At 29.4% G+C, this 21,139-nt stretch carries 28 protein-coding genes; 7 read left to right on the top strand and 21 right to left on the bottom strand.

All coding sequences use genetic code 11. The features are described from left to right. Positions 1-9: 9 nt before the first annotated feature. The 9 genes from atpA to L8U41_RS00235 all read right to left on the bottom strand — a co-directional run bounded on the left by atpA (position 10) and on the right by L8U41_RS00235 (position 6,622). Entirely contained in the window at positions 10-1,515 is a 1,506-nt protein-coding gene (atpA, locus tag L8U41_RS00275) for a F0F1 ATP synthase subunit alpha (RefSeq protein ID WP_012660940.1), read from the bottom strand. 9 nt (positions 1,516-1,524) lie between these two features. Further along, positions 1,525-2,046: a F0F1 ATP synthase subunit delta gene (locus tag L8U41_RS00270; protein ID WP_263727493.1), complete on the bottom strand. Its 522-nt coding sequence runs from the start codon at positions 2,044-2,046 to the stop codon at positions 1,525-1,527. After that, entirely contained in the window at positions 2,046-2,558 is a 513-nt protein-coding gene (locus L8U41_RS00265) for a F0F1 ATP synthase subunit B (protein WP_263727492.1), read from the bottom strand. The genes L8U41_RS00270 and L8U41_RS00265 overlap by 1 nt, the downstream gene beginning before the upstream one ends. A 9-nt stretch (positions 2,559-2,567) precedes the next feature. Then, positions 2,568-2,993 carry a FoF1 ATP synthase subunit B' gene (locus tag L8U41_RS00260; protein WP_173787084.1) on the bottom strand — a complete coding sequence of 142 codons (426 nt, stop codon included), beginning with the start codon at positions 2,991-2,993 and terminating at the stop codon, positions 2,568-2,570. Positions 2,994-3,056: 63 nt separating this feature from the next. Continuing rightward, the gene (locus L8U41_RS00255) at positions 3,057-3,908 is read right to left on the bottom strand and encodes a ParB/RepB/Spo0J family partition protein (protein ID WP_263678387.1); all 852 of its coding nucleotides are present in this window, start codon (positions 3,906-3,908) and stop codon (positions 3,057-3,059) included. 3 nt (positions 3,909-3,911) lie between these two features. Next, positions 3,912-4,694, bottom strand: a complete 783-nt coding sequence (locus tag L8U41_RS00250) for a ParA family protein (RefSeq protein WP_263727491.1) — start codon at positions 4,692-4,694, stop codon at positions 3,912-3,914. Continuing rightward, positions 4,691-5,326, bottom strand: a complete 636-nt coding sequence (locus L8U41_RS00245) for a biotin--[acetyl-CoA-carboxylase] ligase (protein ID WP_263702730.1) — start codon at positions 5,324-5,326, stop codon at positions 4,691-4,693. The genes L8U41_RS00250 and L8U41_RS00245 overlap by 4 nt, the downstream gene beginning before the upstream one ends. After that, positions 5,307-6,218, bottom strand: coding sequence for a methionyl-tRNA formyltransferase (fmt, locus tag L8U41_RS00240; protein ID WP_263727490.1), 912 nt, complete (start codon positions 6,216-6,218; stop codon positions 5,307-5,309). Before fmt ends, L8U41_RS00245 begins: the two co-directional genes overlap by 20 nt. 56 nt (positions 6,219-6,274) lie before the next feature. Then, on the bottom strand, positions 6,275-6,622 hold the full coding sequence (locus L8U41_RS00235) for a hypothetical protein (protein ID WP_263727489.1): 348 nt from the start codon (positions 6,620-6,622) through the stop codon (positions 6,275-6,277). An 89-nt stretch (positions 6,623-6,711) separates the two neighbouring features. Between L8U41_RS00235 and L8U41_RS00230 the strand changes: the two genes are divergently transcribed. Continuing rightward, entirely contained in the window at positions 6,712-6,951 is a 240-nt protein-coding gene (locus tag L8U41_RS00230) for a helix-turn-helix domain-containing protein (RefSeq protein ID WP_263727488.1), read from the top strand. A gap of 37 nt (positions 6,952-6,988) precedes the next feature. Here L8U41_RS00230 and obgE read toward each other — a convergent pair whose 3' ends face one another. The 9 genes from obgE to L8U41_RS00185 all read right to left on the bottom strand — a co-directional run bounded on the left by obgE (position 6,989) and on the right by L8U41_RS00185 (position 14,802). Further along, positions 6,989-8,029 (bottom strand): GTPase ObgE, encoded by a 1,041-nt coding sequence (gene obgE / locus L8U41_RS00225; RefSeq protein WP_263727487.1) that lies wholly within the window; start codon positions 8,027-8,029, stop codon positions 6,989-6,991. Positions 8,030-8,124: 95 nt separating this feature from the next. Continuing rightward, on the bottom strand, positions 8,125-8,379 hold the full coding sequence (gene rpmA / locus L8U41_RS00220; RefSeq protein ID WP_002862355.1) for a 50S ribosomal protein L27: 255 nt from the start codon (positions 8,377-8,379) through the stop codon (positions 8,125-8,127). Between the two features lie 10 nt (positions 8,380-8,389). Next, on the bottom strand, positions 8,390-8,698 hold the full coding sequence (gene rplU / locus L8U41_RS00215; RefSeq protein ID WP_263727486.1) for a 50S ribosomal protein L21: 309 nt from the start codon (positions 8,696-8,698) through the stop codon (positions 8,390-8,392). 124 nt (positions 8,699-8,822) lie between these two features. Next, on the bottom strand, positions 8,823-9,980 hold the full coding sequence (locus tag L8U41_RS00210) for a hypothetical protein (protein WP_263727485.1): 1,158 nt from the start codon (positions 9,978-9,980) through the stop codon (positions 8,823-8,825). A 9-nt stretch (positions 9,981-9,989) separates the two neighbouring features. Beyond that, entirely contained in the window at positions 9,990-11,333 is a 1,344-nt protein-coding gene (locus L8U41_RS00205) for a DUF6844 domain-containing protein (RefSeq protein WP_263727484.1), read from the bottom strand. Positions 11,334-11,357: 24 nt separating this feature from the next. Further along, on the bottom strand, positions 11,358-11,987 hold the full coding sequence (gene lpoB, locus L8U41_RS00200) for a penicillin-binding protein activator LpoB (protein WP_263724717.1): 630 nt from the start codon (positions 11,985-11,987) through the stop codon (positions 11,358-11,360). Between the two features lie 13 nt (positions 11,988-12,000). Then, on the bottom strand, positions 12,001-12,330 hold the full coding sequence (locus L8U41_RS00195; RefSeq protein WP_263727483.1) for a YcfL family protein: 330 nt from the start codon (positions 12,328-12,330) through the stop codon (positions 12,001-12,003). Further along, positions 12,327-13,673, bottom strand: coding sequence for a COG3014 family protein (locus L8U41_RS00190; protein WP_263724719.1), 1,347 nt, complete (start codon positions 13,671-13,673; stop codon positions 12,327-12,329). Before L8U41_RS00190 ends, L8U41_RS00195 begins: the two co-directional genes overlap by 4 nt. A gap of 94 nt (positions 13,674-13,767) precedes the next feature. Next, positions 13,768-14,802: a cytochrome-c peroxidase gene (locus tag L8U41_RS00185; RefSeq protein ID WP_173787074.1), complete on the bottom strand. Its 1,035-nt coding sequence runs from the start codon at positions 14,800-14,802 to the stop codon at positions 13,768-13,770. Between the two features lie 200 nt (positions 14,803-15,002). Here L8U41_RS00185 and plsY point away from each other — a divergent pair, with 200 nt between their 5' ends. The 5 genes from plsY (at position 15,003) to L8U41_RS00160 (ending at position 18,525) form a co-directional block, all read left to right on the top strand. After that, positions 15,003-15,614, top strand: a complete 612-nt coding sequence (gene plsY / locus L8U41_RS00180) for a glycerol-3-phosphate 1-O-acyltransferase PlsY (protein WP_263727482.1) — start codon at positions 15,003-15,005, stop codon at positions 15,612-15,614. After that, complete coding sequence (locus L8U41_RS00175) at positions 15,599-15,916, top strand: dihydroneopterin aldolase (RefSeq protein ID WP_263727481.1); 318 nt, start codon at positions 15,599-15,601, stop codon at positions 15,914-15,916. The genes plsY and L8U41_RS00175 overlap by 16 nt, the downstream gene beginning before the upstream one ends. 77 nt (positions 15,917-15,993) lie before the next feature. Next, positions 15,994-16,668, top strand: coding sequence for a homeostatic response regulator transcription factor HsrA (gene hsrA / locus L8U41_RS00170; protein WP_039667907.1), 675 nt, complete (start codon positions 15,994-15,996; stop codon positions 16,666-16,668). 115 nt (positions 16,669-16,783) lie between these two features. Continuing rightward, a complete protein-coding gene (locus L8U41_RS00165) occupies positions 16,784-17,029 on the top strand; it encodes a YfhL family 4Fe-4S dicluster ferredoxin (protein WP_012660922.1) in 246 nt (81 codons plus the stop codon). Further along, positions 17,029-18,525 carry a Ppx/GppA phosphatase family protein gene (locus tag L8U41_RS00160; RefSeq protein ID WP_263727480.1) on the top strand — a complete coding sequence of 499 codons (1,497 nt, stop codon included), beginning with the start codon at positions 17,029-17,031 and terminating at the stop codon, positions 18,523-18,525. Before L8U41_RS00165 ends, L8U41_RS00160 begins: the two co-directional genes overlap by 1 nt. Here the strand turns inward: L8U41_RS00160 and L8U41_RS00155 are convergent. The 3 genes from L8U41_RS00155 to L8U41_RS00145 are packed head-to-tail and all read right to left on the bottom strand — an operon-like array spanning position 18,522 to position 19,992. After that, the gene (locus L8U41_RS00155) at positions 18,522-19,280 is read right to left on the bottom strand and encodes a hypothetical protein (RefSeq protein WP_263727479.1); all 759 of its coding nucleotides are present in this window, start codon (positions 19,278-19,280) and stop codon (positions 18,522-18,524) included. The two genes, L8U41_RS00160 and L8U41_RS00155, sit on opposite strands and share 4 nt — an antisense overlap. After that, a complete protein-coding gene (gene fliN / locus L8U41_RS00150; protein ID WP_012660919.1) occupies positions 19,277-19,573 on the bottom strand; it encodes a flagellar motor switch protein FliN in 297 nt (98 codons plus the stop codon). Before fliN ends, L8U41_RS00155 begins: the two co-directional genes overlap by 4 nt. After that, positions 19,570-19,992: a hypothetical protein gene (locus L8U41_RS00145; protein ID WP_012660918.1), complete on the bottom strand. Its 423-nt coding sequence runs from the start codon at positions 19,990-19,992 to the stop codon at positions 19,570-19,572. Before L8U41_RS00145 ends, fliN begins: the two co-directional genes overlap by 4 nt. Before the next feature lie 111 nt (positions 19,993-20,103). Here L8U41_RS00145 and pseI point away from each other — a divergent pair, with 111 nt between their 5' ends. Further along, positions 20,104-21,138 carry a pseudaminic acid synthase gene (gene pseI / locus L8U41_RS00140; RefSeq protein ID WP_263727478.1) on the top strand — a complete coding sequence of 345 codons (1,035 nt, stop codon included), beginning with the start codon at positions 20,104-20,106 and terminating at the stop codon, positions 21,136-21,138. Position 21,139 lies beyond the last annotated feature (1 nt).

Below are 21,139 nucleotides of genomic sequence, written 5' to 3'. Positions count from 1 at the left end.
TTAAAAACCTTATATATGGTTTGCTTTAAACTCACTCAATGCTTTAGCTAGTTTTTCTTCTAAATCTTTATCTAAAGCTTTTTTAGTTCTAATTTGCTCAAAAATTTCTGGATACTTAGCCTCAATAAATGGATATAAAGCTGCTTCAAATTCTCCAATTTTCGAAACTGCAACATCATCTAAATAACCTTTAGTGCCTGCAAAAATAATCACAACTTGATTTTCTGGTGAAAGTGGAGAATATGGAGGTTGCTTTAAAACTTCAACCATTCTTTGTCCACGCTCAAGTTGTTTTCTACTAGCTTCATCCAAATCACTTGCAAATTGCGCAAAAGCTTGCAATTCTCTATACTGAGCTAAATCAAGTCTTAATGTACCTGAAACTTGTTTTGTTGCTTTAATTTGCGCAGCACCACCAACACGAGATACAGATAAACCAACATTAATCGCAGGACGAATACCTGAATTAAATAAATCTGTTTCTAAGAAAATTTGACCATCTGTAATTGAAATAACATTGGTTGGAATATAAGCTGAAACATCACCTGCTTGAGTTTCAATAATAGGAAGTGCAGTCAAGCTTCCCGCGCCAAGCTCATCACTTAACTTACTTGCTCTTTCAAGCAATCTTGAATGTAGATAGAACACATCACCAGGATAAGCCTCACGACCTGGAGGACGACGTAAAATCAAAGACATTTCACGGTATGCAACAGCATGTTTACTTAAATCATCATAAACGATCAATGCATGTCTTGAATTATCTCTAAAATATTCACCCATAGTTACCCCAGCATATGGCGCAAGATACTGTAACGCAGCAGGATCTGATGCACCCGCATTCACCACTATAGTATAATCCATTGCGCCATATTCTTCAAGCTTTTTAACTACTTGAGCTACAGTACTTTGTTTTTGGCCAATTGCAACATAAATACAAATAACATCTTTACCTTTTTGACTAATAATTGTATCAATTGCCACAGTTGTTTTACCTGTTTGTCTATCACCGATGATTAATTCCCTTTGTCCTCTACCAATTGGAACTAAAGCATCAATCGCCTTAATACCTGTGTGCAATGGCTCATGAACGCTTTTTCTAGCCATAATACCTTTTGCTTTTTCTTCTACAAAACGATATTCGCTCGCTTCAATTACGCCTTTAGCATCAATTGGCTCTCCTAAAGCATTTACAACACGTCCTATTAATGCATCTCCAACTGGAACTTTTAAAAGTTTTTTTAATCTTTTTACAGAACTTCCTTCTTTAAGTCCAAGTCCTTTACCTAAGATAACAATACCAACACTTGATTCTTCAAGGTTAAGAACCATTCCTTTTTCGCCATTTTCAAATTCAACCATCTCTCCAGCCATAGCATTTTTAAGGCCATATACCTTAGCAACACCATCGGCAACTGAAATAATTTTACCGGTTTCTTCTATTTCAAGATTAAAGTCAAATTTTTCAATTCTTTCTTTTATAATAGAACTAATTTCATCTGCTTTAAATTTCATCAAATCTCCTTAAATTGCTTTTAATATATAATCATTCATCTTAGCTTTTAAGCTTTGCATTGAAAATGAAATTTCATACCCAAGTCCGTCTAAGCTAATTTTCACACTGTCATTATCACTTATTTTACTATCTAATCTAATTTTTGCATTAAATTTAAGACTAAGTTTTTCCTCTAAATTTTTAATTTCTTCTTCGCTTAATTTTTCTTTTGAGTAAACCTGTCCTAAAAATGTATTTTCTTTTGATGCTTTTTGTTCACTTAATTCTTTAGCGATTTCTGGAATTAACATTTCTCTTTTATTATCCACAATCAAATTTATAAAATTTTTAAAAGCATCACTTGGATTATTCAATAATGAAAGTATTAACTCTAATTTTTTGTCTTGCTTTATTTCGTATGAATTTAAAATATCTATAAATTTATTAGATGCAAAAGCTGAGCTTAACTCTAACAAATTAGAATAAAAATCTTCAAAATCATTTCTTTCTAATATTGCCTTTGCATATGTTTTAGCAATTACTTTTTCCATCAAGACACCTTTTTCATCATGATATTTAAAATTTCTTTTTGTTGTAGCTGTAAATTTTGATCTTCAAAAATTTCTTCTAAAACTTCTTGCACAACTTCTTTTTCCATTTTTCTTATTTCATATTCTTTGTGCTCTTCGTAAGTTTTTTCTAGAGCTTTAATTTCCATTTTTGTTTCATTCTCGATTTTTTCAGTAATAATTTCTGCCTCTTTTTTTGCAAGAGCAATTGCATTAACAGCTTCTTGTTTGGCTAAATCTAATTTTTTCATCATTTCTAATTTATGATTTTTACTTGCAATAAGTTTTTCTTGAATTTCATTCATTCTAGATGCAATCTTTGCAATTCTACCATTATAGAAATTTTTCAAAGGTGTTGCTATGAAATAATACAAAATAGCAGCAAATAAAACAAAATTCACCGCTCTTGGAATAATATCATACTCACCACTTCCATTACCTGCTGCAAAAGCATAAAAAGGAAGTATTGATAATAATGTAATTTTTTTCAACATTTATCTTCCTTAAATTTTACTCAAGCTATTTTTAAAGCTTTGTTTAAATTCTGGCATTTTTAAACGCATTTCTTCTTTTAACTCTTTTTCTTTTTCTTTTAGACTTTTAAGAAAAACAAGCATTTGATCTTCTAATTCTCTTTTTCTTGTTGATAATTCTTTTTCTTGTTTTAATTTAGCTTCTTCTATGGCTTTTGCTTTGATTTGATTGATTTCATCTCTTGTTTGGATATGAATTTTTTCCAACTCACTTTCCACATTTGAAACATCGTCGGAATTTTTTTTCATTTTTTCTTCATCATTTTTTATGGTTAAATCTCTAGAATCCATAAATTTAATCAAAGGTTTATAGAGCATAGAATTTAAAATCGCTATCATAAGCAAAAAAATGACACCGGTGGCTATCATGATGGAAAAATGTACATCATTAAACATTAATACTCCTAAATAAATCTAAATAAAACGCGAAATTATAGCAAAACATACCTAAAAACATATTTAATTTAATGTCTTTAGAAATTCCCTAACCTCATCTTCATTTTCAAAATTTATAGTAATTTTTAAATCTTTTGCATTTACTTTTAAGCCTAAAGATTCAATTTTTTCTTTTAAATTTATTATAGTTTGATATTGTTTGTTTAAAGTTGTGTTTTTTTCTAATTGGTTTGTGTTTTTAAAATTTTTAATTAACTTTTCGGTATCTCTTACATTGAGTTTTTGCCCTATGATAGTATCAACTATCATTTTTTCTTCTTCTTTTTCAAGTCCCACTAAAACTTTTGCATGACCTTGTGAAATTTTACCTTCTATAATGAAATTTTGCGTTTGTTCGTTTAAATTTAAAAGTCTTAAGGTATTTGCAATTTGAGGTCTTGATTTGTGAATAAGATCGGCTAATTTTTCTTGAGTGATATCATGAATTTCCAATAACTCTTTGTAAGAATGTGCTAGCTCTATAGGGTTTAAATTTTCTCTTTGAATATTTTCTATTAAGGCAAGCTCACGTAATTTTATATCATCTACATTTAAAACTACAGCTTTAATCTGTTCTTTTTCTAAAAGCTTACATGCTCTAAATCTTCTCTCACCTGCTATTAAAATATAATCAAATTCATCTTTTTTAAAAACCACAACAGGCTGAATCAAACCATATTCTTTGATAGAACCTGCAAGTTCTTCTAGAGCTTGGGTATCAAAATTTTTTCTTGGTTGATAAGGGTTTGGGCTAATTAAATCTATATCAATTTCTTCTATTCTGCCTTCATTAGAACCTAATTCTTTTTCATAAACCTCATCAATATCAGCTAAAATACTACTTAAACCTCTTCCTAATGCACTCTTTTTTGCCATTTTTTATCCTAATATAGAATGTGCTAAATTTTGATATGCCACCGAACCTGGAGATTTTATATCATAAAGTATGATAGGTTTTCCATAGCTTGGACTCTCAGCAAGTTTTACATTTCTTGGTATGATGATGAAATCATCTTCATTATTACCTGTTCTAAATAGCTTTTGTTTGAAATTTTGCTTTAAATCTTCCACAGTATCTTTTGAAAGATTATTTTGTGAGCTATACATAGTTGGCAAAAAGCCTTTTATTTTTAGTTTTGGATTGATAGTTTTTTTCACAAATTTAATAGTGTTTAAAACCATCGCAACACCCTCAAGCGCATAAAACTCACATTGTATAGGGATAATAACACTATCACTTGCTGCAAAAGCATTTACCGTAATGCTTCCAAGTGCAGGTGGTGAGTCAATGATAATAAAATCATAATCTTTAGCAATTTCTTTGATTTTTTCCCTTAAAATCGTTCTATATTCTCCGCTTTCTTTTACTACTTCTTGCTCAATTCCAACCAAAGAAATATTTGATGGAGCTAAATATAATTGCGGAAGCTCAGTTTTTAAAATGATTTCAGAAAGTTTTTTCCTACCTATAAAAACATGGTAAATATTATATTCATAATTACTTCTATTAAAACCAAGTCCTGTTGTAGCATTAGCTTGTGGATCAATATCTATTAAAAGAACCTTTTTTTCAGCTACTGCTAAAGAAGCCGCTAGATTAATAGCGGTAGTAGTTTTACCTACCCCACCTTTTTGATTTGCAATAGTTATTATCTCACTCATCTTAAACTATATATCCTTTTATTATCTAACAATATAGAACCATCTTTATACAACAAAGCATCTTTTAAAGATAAAATCTTACCTTCATTATGTATAAAAAAATTTCTTGATTTTTCAAATTCTAGCATATACTTGCTAAAAATATTCTTCCATAAAATTTTCTCATCTACATAAGAAAAATACTCATTTAAAAGTTTTGCTATATCCACTTCTATGTCTAAAATTTCAGCATTAAATGGGGCGTATTTAAGATTAATCCCCATTCCTACAACCAAAAAATCATTGATTTTAGAACTCATCAATCCGCCTATTTTTTTATCTTCTATATAAAAATCATTAGGCCATTTAATCCATACTTTTGAATTTTGTCTTTGCAATACTTCTTTCATTAAAAATGCAAAGTATATACTAGCAGAAGCCAAAGGAAGATCTTGTGTTAATTCTTGAGTTTTTATGCAAAAAGATACATGCAAATTTCCTTGCTTACTTTGCCAAGTATTATCTCTACTACCTATACCAGCACTTTGGATAAAAGCACAAATGGCTGTATTGTTAGTAATCTCTCCACTGCGAATTTTATCACTTAAATAAACTTGAGTTGATTCAAGTTCATCAAAATAAACTATCTCCAAGTTTTAACCTTTTTCCATTTAAATAAGTCTTAGCATCTAAAGCTTTTTTTCCACTTTCTTGTAAAGTTTTAATCCTTAAAATACCTTTTGCACACGAAAGCAAAAAGCTTTCCTTTTCTACTTGCAAAATCACACCTGGTTTTTGAGTTTTTTCACTATCAATTAGCTCTATGTCTAAAAATTTCAAACCATTTTCTAAAAAAATTCCAGGCCAAGGTGCAAAAGCTAGAAATTTTTGATAAATTTCACTTGCATTATTTAAAGCAATCAAGCCATCTTCTTTTTTAATTTTTTTACAATGTGTAACTAAACTTTCATCTTGCTTTTTTGGGACAATTTTTTCAAAATTCAAAAGTGTAGAAATAGTAAGTTTAGCTGCTAAATTTGAAAGCATAATAAAAACTTCAGCTGAATTTTTACCTGCGATATCACATTCTATACTTTCTAAAATAGCACCACTATCAAGGCCTTCTTCCATAAGCATAGTACAAACCCCGCTTATTTTATCCCCATTTAAAATAGCACTTTGTATAGGTGAAGCGCCACGATATTTAGGAAGCAAGGAAGCATGCAAATTGATACAAGGAGCGATATCTAAAATTTCTTTTGGTAAAATCTTCCCATAAGCAGCAACAACTATAAAGTCAGGTTTTAAGCTTTTTATTCCATTGATTGTGTTTTCATCTTTTAAGCTTTTTGGAGTGAAAATTTCTATATTTAAATTATTTTCTAAAACAAACTTTTTAGTATCACTTGGAGTTAAAATTTGCTTTCTTCCCACAGGTTTATCAGGTTGAGTAAATAAAGCTTGGATATTAAATCCTTTATCGACAAGCTCTTTTAAAATACATGTTGCATAAGAGGGAGTTCCCATAAAAATGATATTTTTCATAATTTTCCTATATCTATATAAAATAATATTATATTAGATATAGGTAAATTTTAATTTTAGTTAAAACTAAAAGTCCAATCTCCATGATCAGTTTCAACTTTAACTTCTAAAATTTTATTACAATTAGAAAGAGGTATATAATCCCAAGTTTGACTATAAGATAAAGTTTTATCAATCTTTATATCATTTTTATCCAAAACTCCACCAACTTTACATTTTCCTCTATTTGGAATAATATTAGTAATTTTAACACTATCAACCAAAGAAGTTATATTTAAATATTTAACATTTCTATGTAAAATAGGATTATATCTTTCACTTATAGACACCTCAATTGGAACTTTATCTTCTCCGCCACATGCAGCAAAAAATATAGCTACAATGAAAATAAATATTTTTCTCATCAATCTCCTTTTTAATCTATTATAATAGAGTGAAATAAAATTATAAATCAAATATACTTAAAAATCTATAATAATAGAGTGGATATAATTTGATTTACGAATTTAATAAAAGTGAAATTAATTTATTTCATAAACAAATAGCACAAAATGTAGCCAAAATTAGAAAAGAAAAAGGCTATTCTCAACTAGAACTAAGTTTAGCTATAGGATATAAATCCGTTTCACTAGTAAGTGGTGCAGAAGCTGGATATAAAAATATTCATTATAATATTGAACATTTATACAAAATTGCAAGAATTTTAGAAGTAGATATCAAAGAATTTTTCTAAAATTCTTTGATTATTTTATTATGTATTTTCGGCGTTGTTAGTTATTTTGACTTCTAATTTTTTTAACTTCTTCTAAAAGCATAAGTTTAAGCTCTTTTAAACCTGTTTTTTCAAGGCTTGATACTTTAACAAAAAAGCTTTGTGGATTATTTTGACTTTGTAAATAAGCTTTTAACTCATTATAATCATCTTCCATTTTTTGTGCAAATTCTTCGCCTAAATTTACACTATCACTTTTTGAAAGCATTAAGCCAAAATTTCTTGCATAAAGTTTGCTTGAAAATTTTTCTAATTCTTTTCTTAAAATACAAAATTGCTCTTTTAAACTCATATCTCTTAATGGATCAAGTACAAAAAGCAAAAAAGAAGTTCTTTCTATGTGTCTTAAAAACTCAAGTCCCAAACCCCTACCATCGCTTGCACCTTCTATAATACCTGGGATATCTGCCATTACAAAAGAATTATAATCATCTACTTCAACCATACCAAGTTTTGGAGTTAAAGTAGTAAATTCATAATTAGCTATTTCAGGTCTTGCATTAGACACTACACTTATAAGAGTGGATTTTCCTACATTTGGAAAGCCTACAAGCCCAACATCTGCTATGAGTTTTAACTCTAAACGTACGCTTAAGGTTTTTCCTGCCACGCCTGGTTGGGCATAATCTGGGCGTTGATTGGTAGAGTTTTTAAAGTGAGTATTACCAAGACCACCTTTACCACCTTTTAAAAAGAGTTCTTTTTGGCCTTCTACTAACATATCAAGCAAAACTTCCCCGCTTTGTGTATCAATTACCTGAGTGCCTTGAGGAACGATTAATTCTAAGCTCTCCCCTCTTTTGCCATTTTTGTTACGACCCAAACCCGGCTGGCCATTTTGCGCTTTAAGTTCTTTTTTGCCTTTAAAGTGCGCTAGGGTGTGGGTATTGTTATCACATATAAAATACACATCGCCACCATTTCCGCCATCGCCACCATCAGGTCCACCAAGTGGAACATGTTTTTCACGGCGAAAACTCACAGCACCTTTGCCACCATTACCTGAACTTAAAACTAATTTTACATTATCTATAAACATACAATCACCAAAGTATAAATTTTTAAAATGATATTATATTTTTTTTAATATATTAAGATTAAAAAGAAGAAAAAGGCTACAAAGTAGCCTTTAAATTATGCAGGATAAACAGAAACTTTTTTTCTATTTTTATCTTTTCTTTCAAATTTTACAAAACCATCAATTAAAGCAAAAATTGTATGATCTTTTCCCATGCCTACGTTATTACCTGCATGAGTTGCTGTTCCTCTTTGGCGAATGATGATGTTACCAGCACGAACAAATTCTCCACCAAATTTTTTAACACCTAGACGACGACCTATAGAATCACGATTATTCTGAGTTGAACCTTGACCTTTCTTGTGTGCCATTCTTTACTCCTTAAGCTTTAATATCTACTACTCTAACGCGAGTAAATTGTCTTCTAAAACCGCGTTTTAATTTTGAGTCTTTTCTACGTCTTTTTTTATAAATCACAACTTTTTTGTCTTTTCCATGAGCAATCACTTCTAAAACAACTTTTGCACCCGCAACAAACGGCGCACCTACCTTTAATTCTTTATCGCATACAGCAAGAACTTCACTTACTTCTACGCTTGATTTTGCTTCAGCTTCAAAACGATCTAGTTTAAGCTCATTACCTTGGCTTACTCTGTATTGTTTTCCACTGTGTTTTATAATAGCATACATACAGCTATCCTTTCTTAAAATATTTTGGTAGCACCATAAAGCATTATGTATAAAACATAAATTTAAAAAGCTTTAGTGGTTAAAACTTGAGATTATACTCAAAATAATTTTAAATTTAGGTTAATTACCAACCTAAATTTACTGTACCATTTGGATTTACACTATGTTGTTTTTCCATTCCAACACCGCTATCATCTAAAGGTCTACAAATATCATCTTTTTTAACACTTCCTTCAAGAATTTTAGCATATGATAGTTTTGGTGTTGAGCGGATAATTTGAACCTTTCCACTTTTTGTTTCTATTCTTGCTGTATTTTCTTTAGTATAAGCATCCTTTATCACTTCACCCAAAGAATAACACTCATAGATTTCATCATTACTCAAAGTTTGCGAGAAGACTACTTCATTATTACTAACTTGTGCAACTTTTAAAGGATAAATAGCATTTAAAATATCATCTGAAATTTTCTTTGCAATTTTTTCACTTAGCTTTTCACTAGCTACTAAAGAATCACCTTTAACAGAAGCTGACATGGTTAAAGTATTTGAAAATTTAATTTGTCTGGTGGCAAATAAAAGCACGCGATAATCCACCACAACATCTATTTTATTTTTATTTCCTTTGGTTTTAAGATCTACTCCACCTACATGAAATAACAAAATATAATCAGTAGCTAAAACATTCTTAAGTTTGTAAATTTCATCTTTATGCGTATTAGATGAATTTATCAAAGCTTTCTCCATTTCATAATAACCTTTAGAATCTCTATCTAAAACATTAAATTTCCTACTTTGAAGTAAATCTGTGATAATTTTTTGCTGTAAAATATTTCCAAGCTCTTGGTATTTAGAAGAGGTATTAAATACCGTAATACTTCTTCTACTATCTGGCTTATAACCTGGTATTTGATATTTTTTATGAGTAGTAGTTTTAAAAATGGTTACATTTGCTATGTATTTATCGTTTTCTTGAACCACACTATCAATTTCATATGCATCAACTCTGCCTTTTGTAGCTTTTATGATTTGCTCTTTATAGCTATCTTCTATATTAGTCTTTTTATTATTTGAATTTACCCCGACAAAAGACTGCTTGGTTGAGTCAATATTAACACCATTTAATTTACCAATAGCTTCTATTATGGCATTATTTATTGCCTCTTCTCTACTAGCTCCTATACCCTCGCCTGTACTTGAATTGGTAGTGCTTGTGGTGATTATTTTGGCATATAAACTCAAATGAAAACATAAAATCAAAATACAAATTTGTAATATCTTCATAAATTTTTCCTAAAAATCATCTATATCATTTACAACATTAGAACTTCTTTGTATATTAGAAGACTTTTTAGGTTCAGTTTTTGAGACACTAGCGTTTGAATTTGATTTTAAAGCTTCGTTAATATTTGCCACATTATCATAAGAATAAAATCTTACAACACCTACATGTTCTATACCATTTTCGCTTGTATAATTCCATCTTTTAAGTGTTCCTATGCCTTTGATTTTTCCGCTAGCACTTGCTTTTATTTTTGTATTGATTTTTTCTACAATATTTGTGAAATCTTGAATTTGTTCTTGAGTAGTGTTGTCATTGATATTTAAGCTTTGCTTGATGATTTCTTCATAACTTTCACCTGTAGTTTTTTCATCTTTTAAACTTAAATTTGTATTGATAAATTCAATTATAGCTGCATCAGCCATAGTTGAAGCTGTATCTTTAGCCCTATCTTCTAATATATTTGTCTTCTTGGCATTATTTGCATCAGCAATATAACCCCAATTTCCATAGCTTAAAATAACCGGTGAACCTTTTTCATCATAAACTAAGCGAATACCATATTCATTAAGAAAGCCTTTATTGTCTTTTGGTAAATACTCGTTGATATTTTTTCCTTTACCTTTGATCTTACTTTGACGCGCTAAAGACATATCTTTAGCAAGTTGACGAGTTTTTTTAGAAACAACTGCAATTACACCAATATCATATTGCCCTCTTCTTTGCGTAACTATAGTTTGCACAGGAATTAAACCGCTCATTGAACCAACTGCACTAGTAATTGTTTTATTAAGAAACTCTTCTTTTAATAAAATCTTTTTTCTTTCCTCTGTTAAACCTTCTACATTAATACCCAAATCTCTCAAAGCTTTATCTAATTTTGCACCACTTAATTGAACCAGTTTATCAAAAATTTGCCCTACAACACTTCCTTTTGGTAGTTCTTCAAATTCTTTTGCATTAGTAGAATTATCAGCTTCGTAATTTTGAATTTTACTCACTGCCATTCTTCCAAAGGCATCTTCAATAAAATCAGACTGTAAATTAAGCATAGCTTTTTGGTAAGCATTTTGCAAAGCTTGAGCAAATTGAGGATCGCTATCGCTTAGCGCAACTACACTTCTACCTGTATAAAAGGTTTTTCCATCTTTTGTAATACCATATTCTATACCAAAATTATCTGCAAATTCTTCAAAAAAATCATCTAAAGACTTTGGAGTAATATCTTTAGAGCTAGCATCTGACATTTCATTTTGAATTTTAATATCTTCTTGAGTAATTTCAACTTGTGGAGTTGCTTGAGCATAAAGAAAACTCGCTACCAATAATGATCCAATAACAAATCTTTTTTTCATCATATATTTCCTTGTTGTTTTATATTACCAGCTTACAGTTTTACTAGATCCTAGTTTATTGATTCTATTAGTTTTTTGCCATACTACCAAACCACTGCCCTTTTCAGCTAATTTCATAACAAAAAAGTATTCAACCTGGGTTTTACCATTACTTAATTTTATATTTTGCTGACCAATTCTTCCCTGTAAAGTCAAAGATGCACTAATTTGCGTATGATTTTTAGATACCGTAGCTTTATCATATCTATCATCATCTTTATCGCTCATTACATCATCCATATTATTTTGAGTAGCACTATCATTGCCCTGAGTAGCTGAAGCTGCAAATTTACCTGAATTTATAAGTTCTTCTACCATCAAATCAGTCAAATTTCTAGTATCTATTCTTAAAGCTGTATCATTTACCACATCATAAACTGCCACAATAGCCTTACCTGAATTTCCTATTTTATTCACAACATAACTTGAATTAAACAAACTATTTAACATCTCTTTAGCTGTATTGTCAAAATCTTCACCAGTTAAAGCCATGCTTAAAGAATCGCCTTGTTTTACTTTTGCCGCAGTTCCATCTACATAAGTAGGTTGTTGCATACACGCACTAAATAAAACACCTATAGCCACTACACTTGTTAAAATTTTAATTTTTTGCATTTTTTATCCTTTTTTATTTAATATATATTTTATATTTTTTTGCTTCCTTATTACTAGCTATATTTTGTATAATATACCCTTGTTTAGCTAATAATCTTATATTTTTATAGTTTTTATCAATAGTATTTTTTATAACAAATCCATCCTTATCAAACCATTCTATTTTATAAGAAAGCTTTTTATCAACAGAACTATAAAAAATAATCTGCACTTCTAATAATCCTGCATTATTTATTCTTTCTTTTATACTTTTTACATTTGTATGTTTAAAATTTGCATCAAAAGTATCTTGCGAAACCAAAAACATATAATTTAATAATAATAAAAAAATTAACTTTTTCATTTTTCTATGATATTTATACTTGGAGCAATACTAGGTGCAAAAGAACGCACTACAACCAATACATTTTTCTTTGGATTAATCTGTCTTTCAAATAGCACATCATTACTTGGAGTTTTAATAATAATTTTACCTGTATTTTTAATCATAACAACTCCTATGCTTTGTGGCAATCCTCTCCAAGATCTAACATCAGCTTGAGTAGTTGCTGCATTCATGATACCACTAGCAAGGCTTAAAAAACCTCCTGTTGAGTCATTATTAGCTACTGCTGCATTGATAGTAGTTTTTAAGATAGCTGAAACTATTGCTTTTGTAACTATTGATGGTTGCTCGAACTTAAACTCGCTTGCTACAACATTATCCAAATCAACTAATTTTGTAGTATTAGTATCATTTACACTTAAATACTCAAAAGACTGACTTCTTTTTTTTAGCTTAGGTAGAGCAATAGAAGTTGTCGTAAGAGTGTCATTTAAAATCAAAGGCAGAGTTAATTTAAACTCATCCTTTACCACACCAAAACCATTCTCATAAACAATAAAAACATATTTATTTTTTGATTTAGCGTTGCTAATTGCTTTCCACTCTTTATTAATTTCTTTATTTTTTGGGTTTAAAATCTTTATTTCTTTAAATAAATCTTTAGCCAAAGTATAATCTTTGCTCATATAATAAAAAATCGAAGCTAAGTAAGTTGCATAAGGATTGGTAAAATTTTTACTTGTTGAAAATTCTTCAAACAAAACTTCATATTGAGCATTTATTTGTTTTGTTGATTCACTAAAATTTTTATTAAAATTTGGATCTTCTTTTTTGGCCTTTTCTAATTCTGCTTTATTTTTAGCAATTTGAGCTTTAAAATAATCTTTTGCTCTATCTTGACGCAATAAAGCTCTTTTAAACTCCACTCTTGCATTATTATAATCACCCTCACTCATAAAATTTAAACCCTTATATGTATTTACCATTATTCTTTCATATAAAGAGCCATCATAGTCTAATATAGAATCATTTATTAATGTAGTTACAGCTGTTTTAGCAATTTTTTGAGCGCCACTTCTTAAATCCACATCAACTTGATAAGATTCCTCAACCTTATCAAAAAATTCATTACTAAGATTAAAATATCCACAATTTTTTGCGATTAAACCTGCATTTAATCCTACATATACTGGATCATCTTTTTTATCTACCTTAGTCATTTCTTGAGTAAAAAATTCATCAGAACATATCTTTTGGGTTAACTTTTGCTCTAATTCATTGTTTACTTTTGCATGATTAGCACACGCACTAAATAAAATAGCTGTTAATGCAATCACACTAAATAAAATTTTATTTTTCATAGCCAATTCCTAATTAAAAATTAAGAATGTATTATATATAAAAAATAAACAAAAAACAACATTCCCCAAAGAAATATCTTTAGGGAAAATTTGATTAAAGCTCTGGTTTTGGAGTTTTTTCAGTAGCTTTTGGAAGTTGAGGATAAGTAATGCTTGGTTTTTTACCTGTTAGAGCATGTAAGAAAGTTTCTATAGAAGCTGCTTCTTTGTCAGAAATTTCTATGCCAAGTTGCACACTACCCATTTCTTTAATCGCATCTTGTAAAGACCAAATAGCGCCATTATGGAAGTATGGAGCTGTTTCGGCAATATTTCTTAAAGTTGGAGTTTTAACTAAACCATTTGCATCACCTTTAAAATCACCTACATTTGCAAATTTATATTTAGCTGCCACTTGGAAAGCTTGCATGCTACCACCTAAATTTACTCCTGTATGACAAGCTGTACAGCCTTTATCGATGAAAGTTTTTAAACCTTCTTTTTCTTTTTTGCTTAAAGCTTTTGTATCACCTTCTAAGAATTTATCAAATTTAGATGGAGTTAAAAGTGTTCTTTCAAATGTAGCAATAGCATCTGCTATATTATCAAAAGTTACCCCATCATTACCATATATTTTTTTAAATTCTTTAACATATTCTGGCATAGAAGAAATTTTTTCTACTGCTAACTTAGCAGGAGTTGCCATTTCAGGCTCTGCTTCAATTGGTCCTTTTGCTTGATCTGCTAAAGTACCTGCTCTACCATCCCAAAATTGAGTTGAATTTAAAACAGAGTTATAAACTGTTGGCGAATTTAAATGATGAGGATTAGCAGTCCATTTGTGTCCTACAGCTGCTGCTATACCATCAGCACCACCCATACCTAAGTTGTGACAGGTATTACAAGAAATCAAACCACTTTTAGAAAGTCTTGGTTCAAAATACAGCTTTTTACCAAGATTAGCTTTTTCTTTAGAAAACTTACTAGCTTTAACGCCCATTTCTTTTAATAGTTTTTCAACGCCTGCTTGATCCTTTGGCAAAGGTGCTAAACCTGCTGCTTTTGCTTCATCAAGCAAAGCTTTATCGTTAGCAAAAGCAGTTGATGCAACTAATAATGATGATGCAACTAATAATGAAATTTTTTTCATTATTCACTCCTAAATAAGATAAAATAAAGCCTATTTAAAATAAACTTATTGAAAATATATCTATAATTTTCTTTAAATAAAATAAAAAATTTCTATTTAAAAATAAAAATTATTATAGGATAAAATATCTCTTAAATATTTATTTCAGAGTTTTTTGCTATCATTATTATAAATCTTTATAGAATTAGGATAAAAAGTAAATGGAAAATTTAATAATTTATCTTTTAGCTTATCTTATAGGTGCTATACCTTTTGGTCTTTTACTAGCTCAAATTTTTGCCAAAACAAATATCAAAAATGCAGGCAGTAAAAGCATAGGTGCTACCAATGTTTTAAGAGTAGTAAAAGAAAGCGATCCTAAGCTTGCCAAAACACTTGCTGTTGCAACAATTGTCTTAGATGCACTTAAAGGAATTGTACCTATATTAGTAGCAAAAATTTTAGGCTATGATGAAAATATCTTATGGACTATGGCGGTTTTAGCAGTATTTGGCCATTGTTTTTCTCCTTATTTAAAATTTGAAGGTGGCAAAGGAGTAGCTACTGGAGCTGGGGTTTTAGCAGTATTTTTACCTTTTGAGATTACATGTGCACTTTTGGCTTGGTTTATTATAGGTAAGGTATTTAAAATTTCAAGCTTAGCTTCACTTGGAGCTTTAATTGTTTTAATTACAACTTCTTTTATATTTCATTATGATATGCCTGTGATTAATACCCATGCGCCAATATTTATCATCGCTTTTATAGTAGTTTATAAACACATACCAAATATTTTAAGGCTTATTGGAAAACAAGAATGCAAAGTCATATAAAAGTTAGCTTAGAATTTAAATGCATTATAGGGCTTTTGGATTTTGAAAGAATTCAAGAGCAAAAAGTCCTAATAGAATTAGAAGCTAAAAGTAAGAAATTTTTAGATTATGCAAAGTTATGCACTAGAATAGAAAAAATCTATAAAAAGAAAAAATTTAAAACTATAGAAAAGTCTTTAAAATATATATGCAAAGATATCAAAAAACATCATAAAAAACTTCAATTTATAAATATTACTTGTTATAAGCCCGATATCGTCAAAAATGCGTGCGTTGGAGCTAGTTTAAGCAAAAAATATTAAAAATTTTTTAAAGAATTTTGAACATTTGCTTAATTTGTGTTATACTTTTGCACTAAAACTATCTTCAAAGGAATAAAATGCGTATTTTAGTTGTAGAAGATGAAGCATCGCTTAATAAAACCTTATCAAACACTTTAAATGAGTTTGGCTACCAAAGCGACACTTCAGAAAATTTTAAAGACGCTGAGTATTTTATAGGTATTAGACATTATGATTTAGTATTATCAAATTGGACTATAGGCAATAATGATGCAAGCGATTTGATCAATGCTATCAAACAAAAATCTCCAAGAACTGCTATAGTAACAATGTGTACAAAAGCAGATAAAGAAAATGAAATCAAAGCTTTAAAAGCTGGAGCAGATGATTATATAAAAAAACCTTTGGATTTTGAAATTTTAATGGCAAGAATCGAAGCTAGACTTAGATTTGGCGGGACAAATGTGATTAAGATTGATGATTTAGTGATTGATCCTGATGAAGAAAAAATCACTTATCAAGGAAAAGACATAGAGTTAAAAGGAAAGCCTTTTGAAGTTTTAACTCACCTTGCTAGACACTCTGATCAAATCGTATCAAAAGAACAACTTTTAGATGCTATTTGGGAAGAACCTGAACTTGTAACTCCAAATGTTATAGAAGTTGCAATCAACCAAATAAGACAAAAAATGGATAAACCTCTTAATATTTCCACTATAGAAACTGTGCGCCGCAGAGGATATCGCTTTTGTTTTCCTAAAAAAACTAACTAAAAAATTTTTAGAATGATTTGATCATTCTAAAAATTAAATATTTTTATCTCTTTTTAAATTAGCTATAAGTTTTTATATAGTATAAGTTTGCTTTATTATCAATAAAAGGAAAAGTATGTCACTTTTAATCACTAGAGAATGTATATCCTGTGATGCATGCAGAGAAGAATGTCCAGATGAAGCAATTTATGATAATGATCCAATCTATGTCATAGATCCTGATTTATGTACTGAATGTGTGAATGAATTTTCAGAACCAGCCTGTATAGTGGCCTGTCCAGTAGATTGTATCATACCTGATCCTGATAATGTAGAAAGTATTGATGAGCTTCGCTTAAAACATAAAAATAAAGATATTTAATGGCTAAAAAAACAGCAGTAATTGATCTTGGCTCTAACTCCGTTCGCATGGTTGTTTTTGAAAGAACCTCAAGATATGGTTTTTTTATTTGCAGTGAACACAAAAAGAAAGTAAGACTTGGAGAAAATGCTTATAATAACAACAAAATCCTTCAAGAAGAAGCCATGTTTAAGGCCGAGAAGGCACTAGCTTATTTTAAAGAAAAAGCTGTAAAAGAAAAATGTAGGAAAATTATTGCTGTTGGAACTTCTGCGCTAAGAGATGCGCCTAATGCAAAAGAATTTATTACTAGAATATCAAAAAATGTGGGTTTAAACATAAAATGCATTAATGGTAAAACAGAATCATTTTTAGGTGGTCTTGCTGCATTAAATTTACTATCAAATATTCAAAATGCCACCACCATAGACATAGGTGGAGGATCAACCGAGCTTTGCTTGATTAAAGAAGGTAAAATTATAGATTGTATTTCGCTTGATCTAGGAACCGTAAGATTAAAAGAGATTTTTTATGATACTAAAAGATTAAATGCTCTAGATCAATTCATACAAGAAGCTCTAATGCAAGTTCCAAAACATTTTCAGAGTGAAAATATTATTGCCATAGGTGGAAGCTTAAGAGCATTGTCAAATTCTATAATGAAAAAAAATTCCTATCCTTTAAAAATAATCCATAATTTCAGCTACAGCTTTGAAAAAGAAAAAAATTATATAGAAAAAATTCAAAATGCAAAAAATTTAACAGATTTTGATATCAAAAAAGATCGCTTTGATACTATAAAAGAAGGTTGTGTTATATTTTTAGCCTTAGCTAAAAAACTCAAAGCTAAAAATATCATCACTTCTGCAGTAGGTGTCAGAGAAGGCGTATTTTTATCTAATCTTTTTCAAAAATACGCCAAAATAAAAAACGACACTAATGACTTTTCGCAATTTAATGCCAAATTTCCGCCAAATTTCAACCCAAGTTTAAAATCTTTACAAGATCGCTTTGGTGTTGATTATAAAGATAAAAGTGCTTATTTTGCAAGTAAATTATTTGATGTATTTTTACCTATTCACAAAATAAGTTTAGATTTTAAAAAAGATCTTTTAAGCGCTGCTAAATTGGCCCATATAGGTGAAAAAATTAATTTTTATTTTGCTAATGAACATAGCGCCTATATGGCAATGAGTGGCTTAAACTTTGGCTTTTCACACAAAGAAATTTTGCTTATTGCAACTCTTTTAAAAGCCAATGGTAAAAAAATAAATCCCCTTGCTATAGAACATGTTAAAGAATTATTACCAAATAACCATATATTAGCTTGGCTTAATTTTATTCTAGCACTAGCAAAAAAACTTGCTAAAGATAGTGATGAAAATCTTGATTTTACATTAAAAAATCATACCTTATATATTTATTCAACAAAAAAACAAATTTATTTTTCAAGAGAAGAAATCAAAAAAATTTCAAAGCCAAAACTTATTGTTTTAGCTTTTAATCAATCTAATTAAGCATTTTGTTTTAAAAGTAAATTTTGCAATCTTTGTTTATTTTCTTCAAAATAAGAATCAAAGTCTTTTTCTTTTGGTTTTTGGGATGTTTTGTTTTGTTCCTCATTTTTCATCATAGCTTCACTTGTTTCTAATACCACATTAGAATTTCCTATGATCATAGTATAGCGTTTTAAGCCATGCTCAAAAACTACAAGTTGATTATGTCTATCAAGTGGTCTTTGAAAAATCAAAGTAAAATTTCTATCTAAAGGATGTTTTTGTCTTAAATACATTTTTAAAAACCAAAGTCCAACAAGCAAAAGTATCAAAACACTTACAACTAAAATATAATTTGTAAAATCATACTCTTGCATTTTTATCTCCTCATTTTTTTCTTCTAAGCTATTTTTAGTTGCTAAATTCACACCTTCTTTTTGAGCGCGCAGTCTTAATCCATATTCACCAATCGTATCTGCATTAATTTGTATCTTATCGCCAACACTTAAGGCTATAAAAGTTTTTTTACCTTCTGAAAAAATTTTTATTTTTTTAATTATATTAGAATTTAATGTCTTATCTTCTTCTTTAACACTTTGAGCATTTAGTGTAAAGATAATAATATCGCCTTTTCTCTTTTGACTAATGCCTTCTTTATAAGGAATATCAAATGAAAAAGTAATATCCACCCTATCTTCTCTAGGATAGATATTATAATCAAGAATTTTTGCCCCAAAAAGAGGCAAAGCAAGCAGTAAAATCCAAATAAATCTCATTGCAATTCTTTTTTAAAATACTGCAATACTGATTTAGAATCTAAAATCTCATTAATTCTTATGGCAAGGTTTTTTTCATACACCATCACCTCACCTTTTCCAAAAATTCTTTTATTCAAGTAAAGCTCCACACTTTCGCCTGCTGGCTTTTCAAGATCTATCACAGAACCAACTTCTAGCTTTAAGAGTTCTCTCACACTCATATTAGTCGTGCCAAGCTCACTAACAAAATCAACACTAATGTCTAAAATATCTTCATAAGATTGCAATAATCCTAAATGATCTTCTATCATATTTTTTTATAACCTATTCTAAAGGAAGCATTTTTTACTTCATAAGTAAATTTTTCTTTGAGTTTAATTTTTGAAAATCCATCAATACGCCCTAAATACTCAGGAACACCTAAACGATACTCATCTTTTCCATTAGTATCATTAAGTAGCTTTTTAGCATAGCCTATGATTTGATTGGCCACTTCTTTAACTAAATCTGCCAATCCATCTTCTTTTAATTCTTCATGCAATAAAAATTGTGCAATTTCATTTAAAGCTTGTTTTTGAAAAAACAAATAAAAACTATATTCCTCATCTTTAAAATACAAAGGTATAGAAGCCCCATAAAGTTCGCCTCTAATCACGCTTTTTTGTGAAATTTTTAATTTTAAAATATGCTCAAAAAAATGATAAATTGAATACTCAAGTGTTTTAGTCATAGCTTTTCCTTAATAAACTTATAATAAATTTATTTTACTAAATAAACCTTTAATCATAATTAATAATTAAAATATAAAATACTATAATTTTGATTTGCTAAAAGGCTTTTAATGTTTATAGAAAATTTTAATTTAGATGAAAAAGTTTTTATCATTGCCGAGCTTTCAGCCAACCATGCAAACAGCCTTGAAGTGGCCTTAAAAACCATACAAGCAGCTAAAAAAGCAGGGGCTGATGCTATAAAAATTCAAACCTATACCCCAGATAGCTTAACGCTAAATTCTGACAAAAAAGATTTTATTATCGAAGGTGGTTTGTGGCATGGACATAAACTATACGAACTATACGAAGAAGCTAAAACGCCTTATGAATGGCATGAAAAACTTTTTGAATGCGCCAAAAATGAAGGGCTAATCTGCTTTTCTAGTCCTTTCTCTAAAGAAGATGTGAATTTTTTAAAACAATTTAATCCCCCAGCTTATAAAATCGCTTCTTTTGAAGTAAATGATTATGATTTTGTGCGTTATGTGGCAAAAGAAAACAAACCTACTTTGGTTTCTACAGGTATAGCTTATGAAGAAGAGCTTGAAATGGTTGTTAAAATTTTCCAAGAAGAAAACAACCCAAATCTAATTTTGCTTAAATGCACTTCGGCTTATCCTTCACAAATTTGTGATTTAAATCTAAACGCCATCAAAACTTTACAAAAAAAATTTAAAACCATAGTAGGCTTAAGCGATCATAGTGAGGGTTTTTTAGCACCTACTTTAGCAGTAGCTCTTGGAGCAAGAGTCATAGAAAAACATTTTATATTAGATAAAAGCTTAAATAGTGCTGATGCTAAATTTAGTCTTGATTATGAAGAGTTTAAACAAATGTGTTCTATGTTACGCTTGAGCGAGCAAGCACTAGGTAAATCTAGCTTAATAATAGATGATAAAACCTTAAAAAATCGTCATTTTGCAAGAAGCTTATATGCGAGTAAAGATATAAAAAAAGGTGAAATTTTTACACAAGATAATGTAAAAAGCATAAGACCAAGCCTGGGCTTACATCCTAAATTTTTACCTATCATACTTGGTAAAAAAGCAAGTTGCGATATAGAATTTGGACAAGCGTTAAAAAAAGAAGATTTTTTGGAGTAAT

The sequence above is a fragment of the Campylobacter sp. RKI_CA19_01116 genome (genome assembly GCF_025771405.1).
Classification (GTDB): Bacteria; Campylobacterota; Campylobacteria; order Campylobacterales; family Campylobacteraceae; genus Campylobacter_D.
The sequence above is the reverse complement of the archived record's forward strand: the minus strand, read 5'-3'. Positions and strand labels throughout refer to the sequence as shown.

What these genes read in the sequence shown, in the direction of transcription:
- atpA (WP_012660940.1), bottom strand. Translation starts at nt 1,515, where the DNA reads ATGAAATTTAAAGCAGATGAAATTAGTTCTATTATAAAAGAAAGAATT.
- L8U41_RS00270 (WP_263727493.1), bottom strand. Translation starts at nt 2,046, where the DNA reads ATGGAAAAAGTAATTGCTAAAACATATGCAAAGGCAATATTAGAAAGA.
- L8U41_RS00265 (WP_263727492.1), bottom strand. Translation starts at nt 2,558, where the DNA reads ATGTTGAAAAAAATTACATTATTATCAATACTTCCTTTTTATGCTTTT.
- L8U41_RS00260 (WP_173787084.1), bottom strand. Translation starts at nt 2,993, where the DNA reads ATGTTTAATGATGTACATTTTTCCATCATGATAGCCACCGGTGTCATT.
- L8U41_RS00255 (WP_263678387.1), bottom strand. Translation starts at nt 3,908, where the DNA reads ATGGCAAAAAAGAGTGCATTAGGAAGAGGTTTAAGTAGTATTTTAGCT.
- L8U41_RS00250 (WP_263727491.1), bottom strand. Translation starts at nt 4,694, where the DNA reads ATGAGTGAGATAATAACTATTGCAAATCAAAAAGGTGGGGTAGGTAAA.
- fmt (WP_263727490.1), bottom strand. Translation starts at nt 6,218, where the DNA reads ATGAAAAATATCATTTTTATGGGAACTCCCTCTTATGCAACATGTATT.
- L8U41_RS00235 (WP_263727489.1), bottom strand. Translation starts at nt 6,622, where the DNA reads ATGAGAAAAATATTTATTTTCATTGTAGCTATATTTTTTGCTGCATGT.
- obgE (WP_263727487.1), bottom strand. Translation starts at nt 8,029, where the DNA reads ATGTTTATAGATAATGTAAAATTAGTTTTAAGTTCAGGTAATGGTGGC.
- rpmA (WP_002862355.1), bottom strand. Translation starts at nt 8,379, where the DNA reads ATGGCACACAAGAAAGGTCAAGGTTCAACTCAGAATAATCGTGATTCT.
- rplU (WP_263727486.1), bottom strand. Translation starts at nt 8,698, where the DNA reads ATGTATGCTATTATAAAACACAGTGGAAAACAATACAGAGTAAGCCAA.
- L8U41_RS00210 (WP_263727485.1), bottom strand. Translation starts at nt 9,980, where the DNA reads ATGAAGATATTACAAATTTGTATTTTGATTTTATGTTTTCATTTGAGT.
- L8U41_RS00205 (WP_263727484.1), bottom strand. Translation starts at nt 11,333, where the DNA reads ATGAAAAAAAGATTTGTTATTGGATCATTATTGGTAGCGAGTTTTCTT.
- lpoB (WP_263724717.1), bottom strand. Translation starts at nt 11,987, where the DNA reads ATGCAAAAAATTAAAATTTTAACAAGTGTAGTGGCTATAGGTGTTTTA.
- L8U41_RS00195 (WP_263727483.1), bottom strand. Translation starts at nt 12,330, where the DNA reads ATGAAAAAGTTAATTTTTTTATTATTATTAAATTATATGTTTTTGGTT.
- L8U41_RS00190 (WP_263724719.1), bottom strand. Translation starts at nt 13,673, where the DNA reads ATGAAAAATAAAATTTTATTTAGTGTGATTGCATTAACAGCTATTTTA.
- L8U41_RS00185 (WP_173787074.1), bottom strand. Translation starts at nt 14,802, where the DNA reads ATGAAAAAAATTTCATTATTAGTTGCATCATCATTATTAGTTGCATCA.
- plsY (WP_263727482.1), top strand. Translation starts at nt 15,003, where the DNA reads ATGGAAAATTTAATAATTTATCTTTTAGCTTATCTTATAGGTGCTATA.
- L8U41_RS00175 (WP_263727481.1), top strand. Translation starts at nt 15,599, where the DNA reads ATGCAAAGTCATATAAAAGTTAGCTTAGAATTTAAATGCATTATAGGG.
- hsrA (WP_039667907.1), top strand. Translation starts at nt 15,994, where the DNA reads ATGCGTATTTTAGTTGTAGAAGATGAAGCATCGCTTAATAAAACCTTA.
- L8U41_RS00165 (WP_012660922.1), top strand. Translation starts at nt 16,784, where the DNA reads ATGTCACTTTTAATCACTAGAGAATGTATATCCTGTGATGCATGCAGA.
- L8U41_RS00160 (WP_263727480.1), top strand. Translation starts at nt 17,029, where the DNA reads ATGGCTAAAAAAACAGCAGTAATTGATCTTGGCTCTAACTCCGTTCGC.
- L8U41_RS00155 (WP_263727479.1), bottom strand. Translation starts at nt 19,280, where the DNA reads ATGAGATTTATTTGGATTTTACTGCTTGCTTTGCCTCTTTTTGGGGCA.
- fliN (WP_012660919.1), bottom strand. Translation starts at nt 19,573, where the DNA reads ATGATAGAAGATCATTTAGGATTATTGCAATCTTATGAAGATATTTTA.
- L8U41_RS00145 (WP_012660918.1), bottom strand. Translation starts at nt 19,992, where the DNA reads ATGACTAAAACACTTGAGTATTCAATTTATCATTTTTTTGAGCATATT.
- pseI (WP_263727478.1), top strand. Translation starts at nt 20,104, where the DNA reads ATGTTTATAGAAAATTTTAATTTAGATGAAAAAGTTTTTATCATTGCC.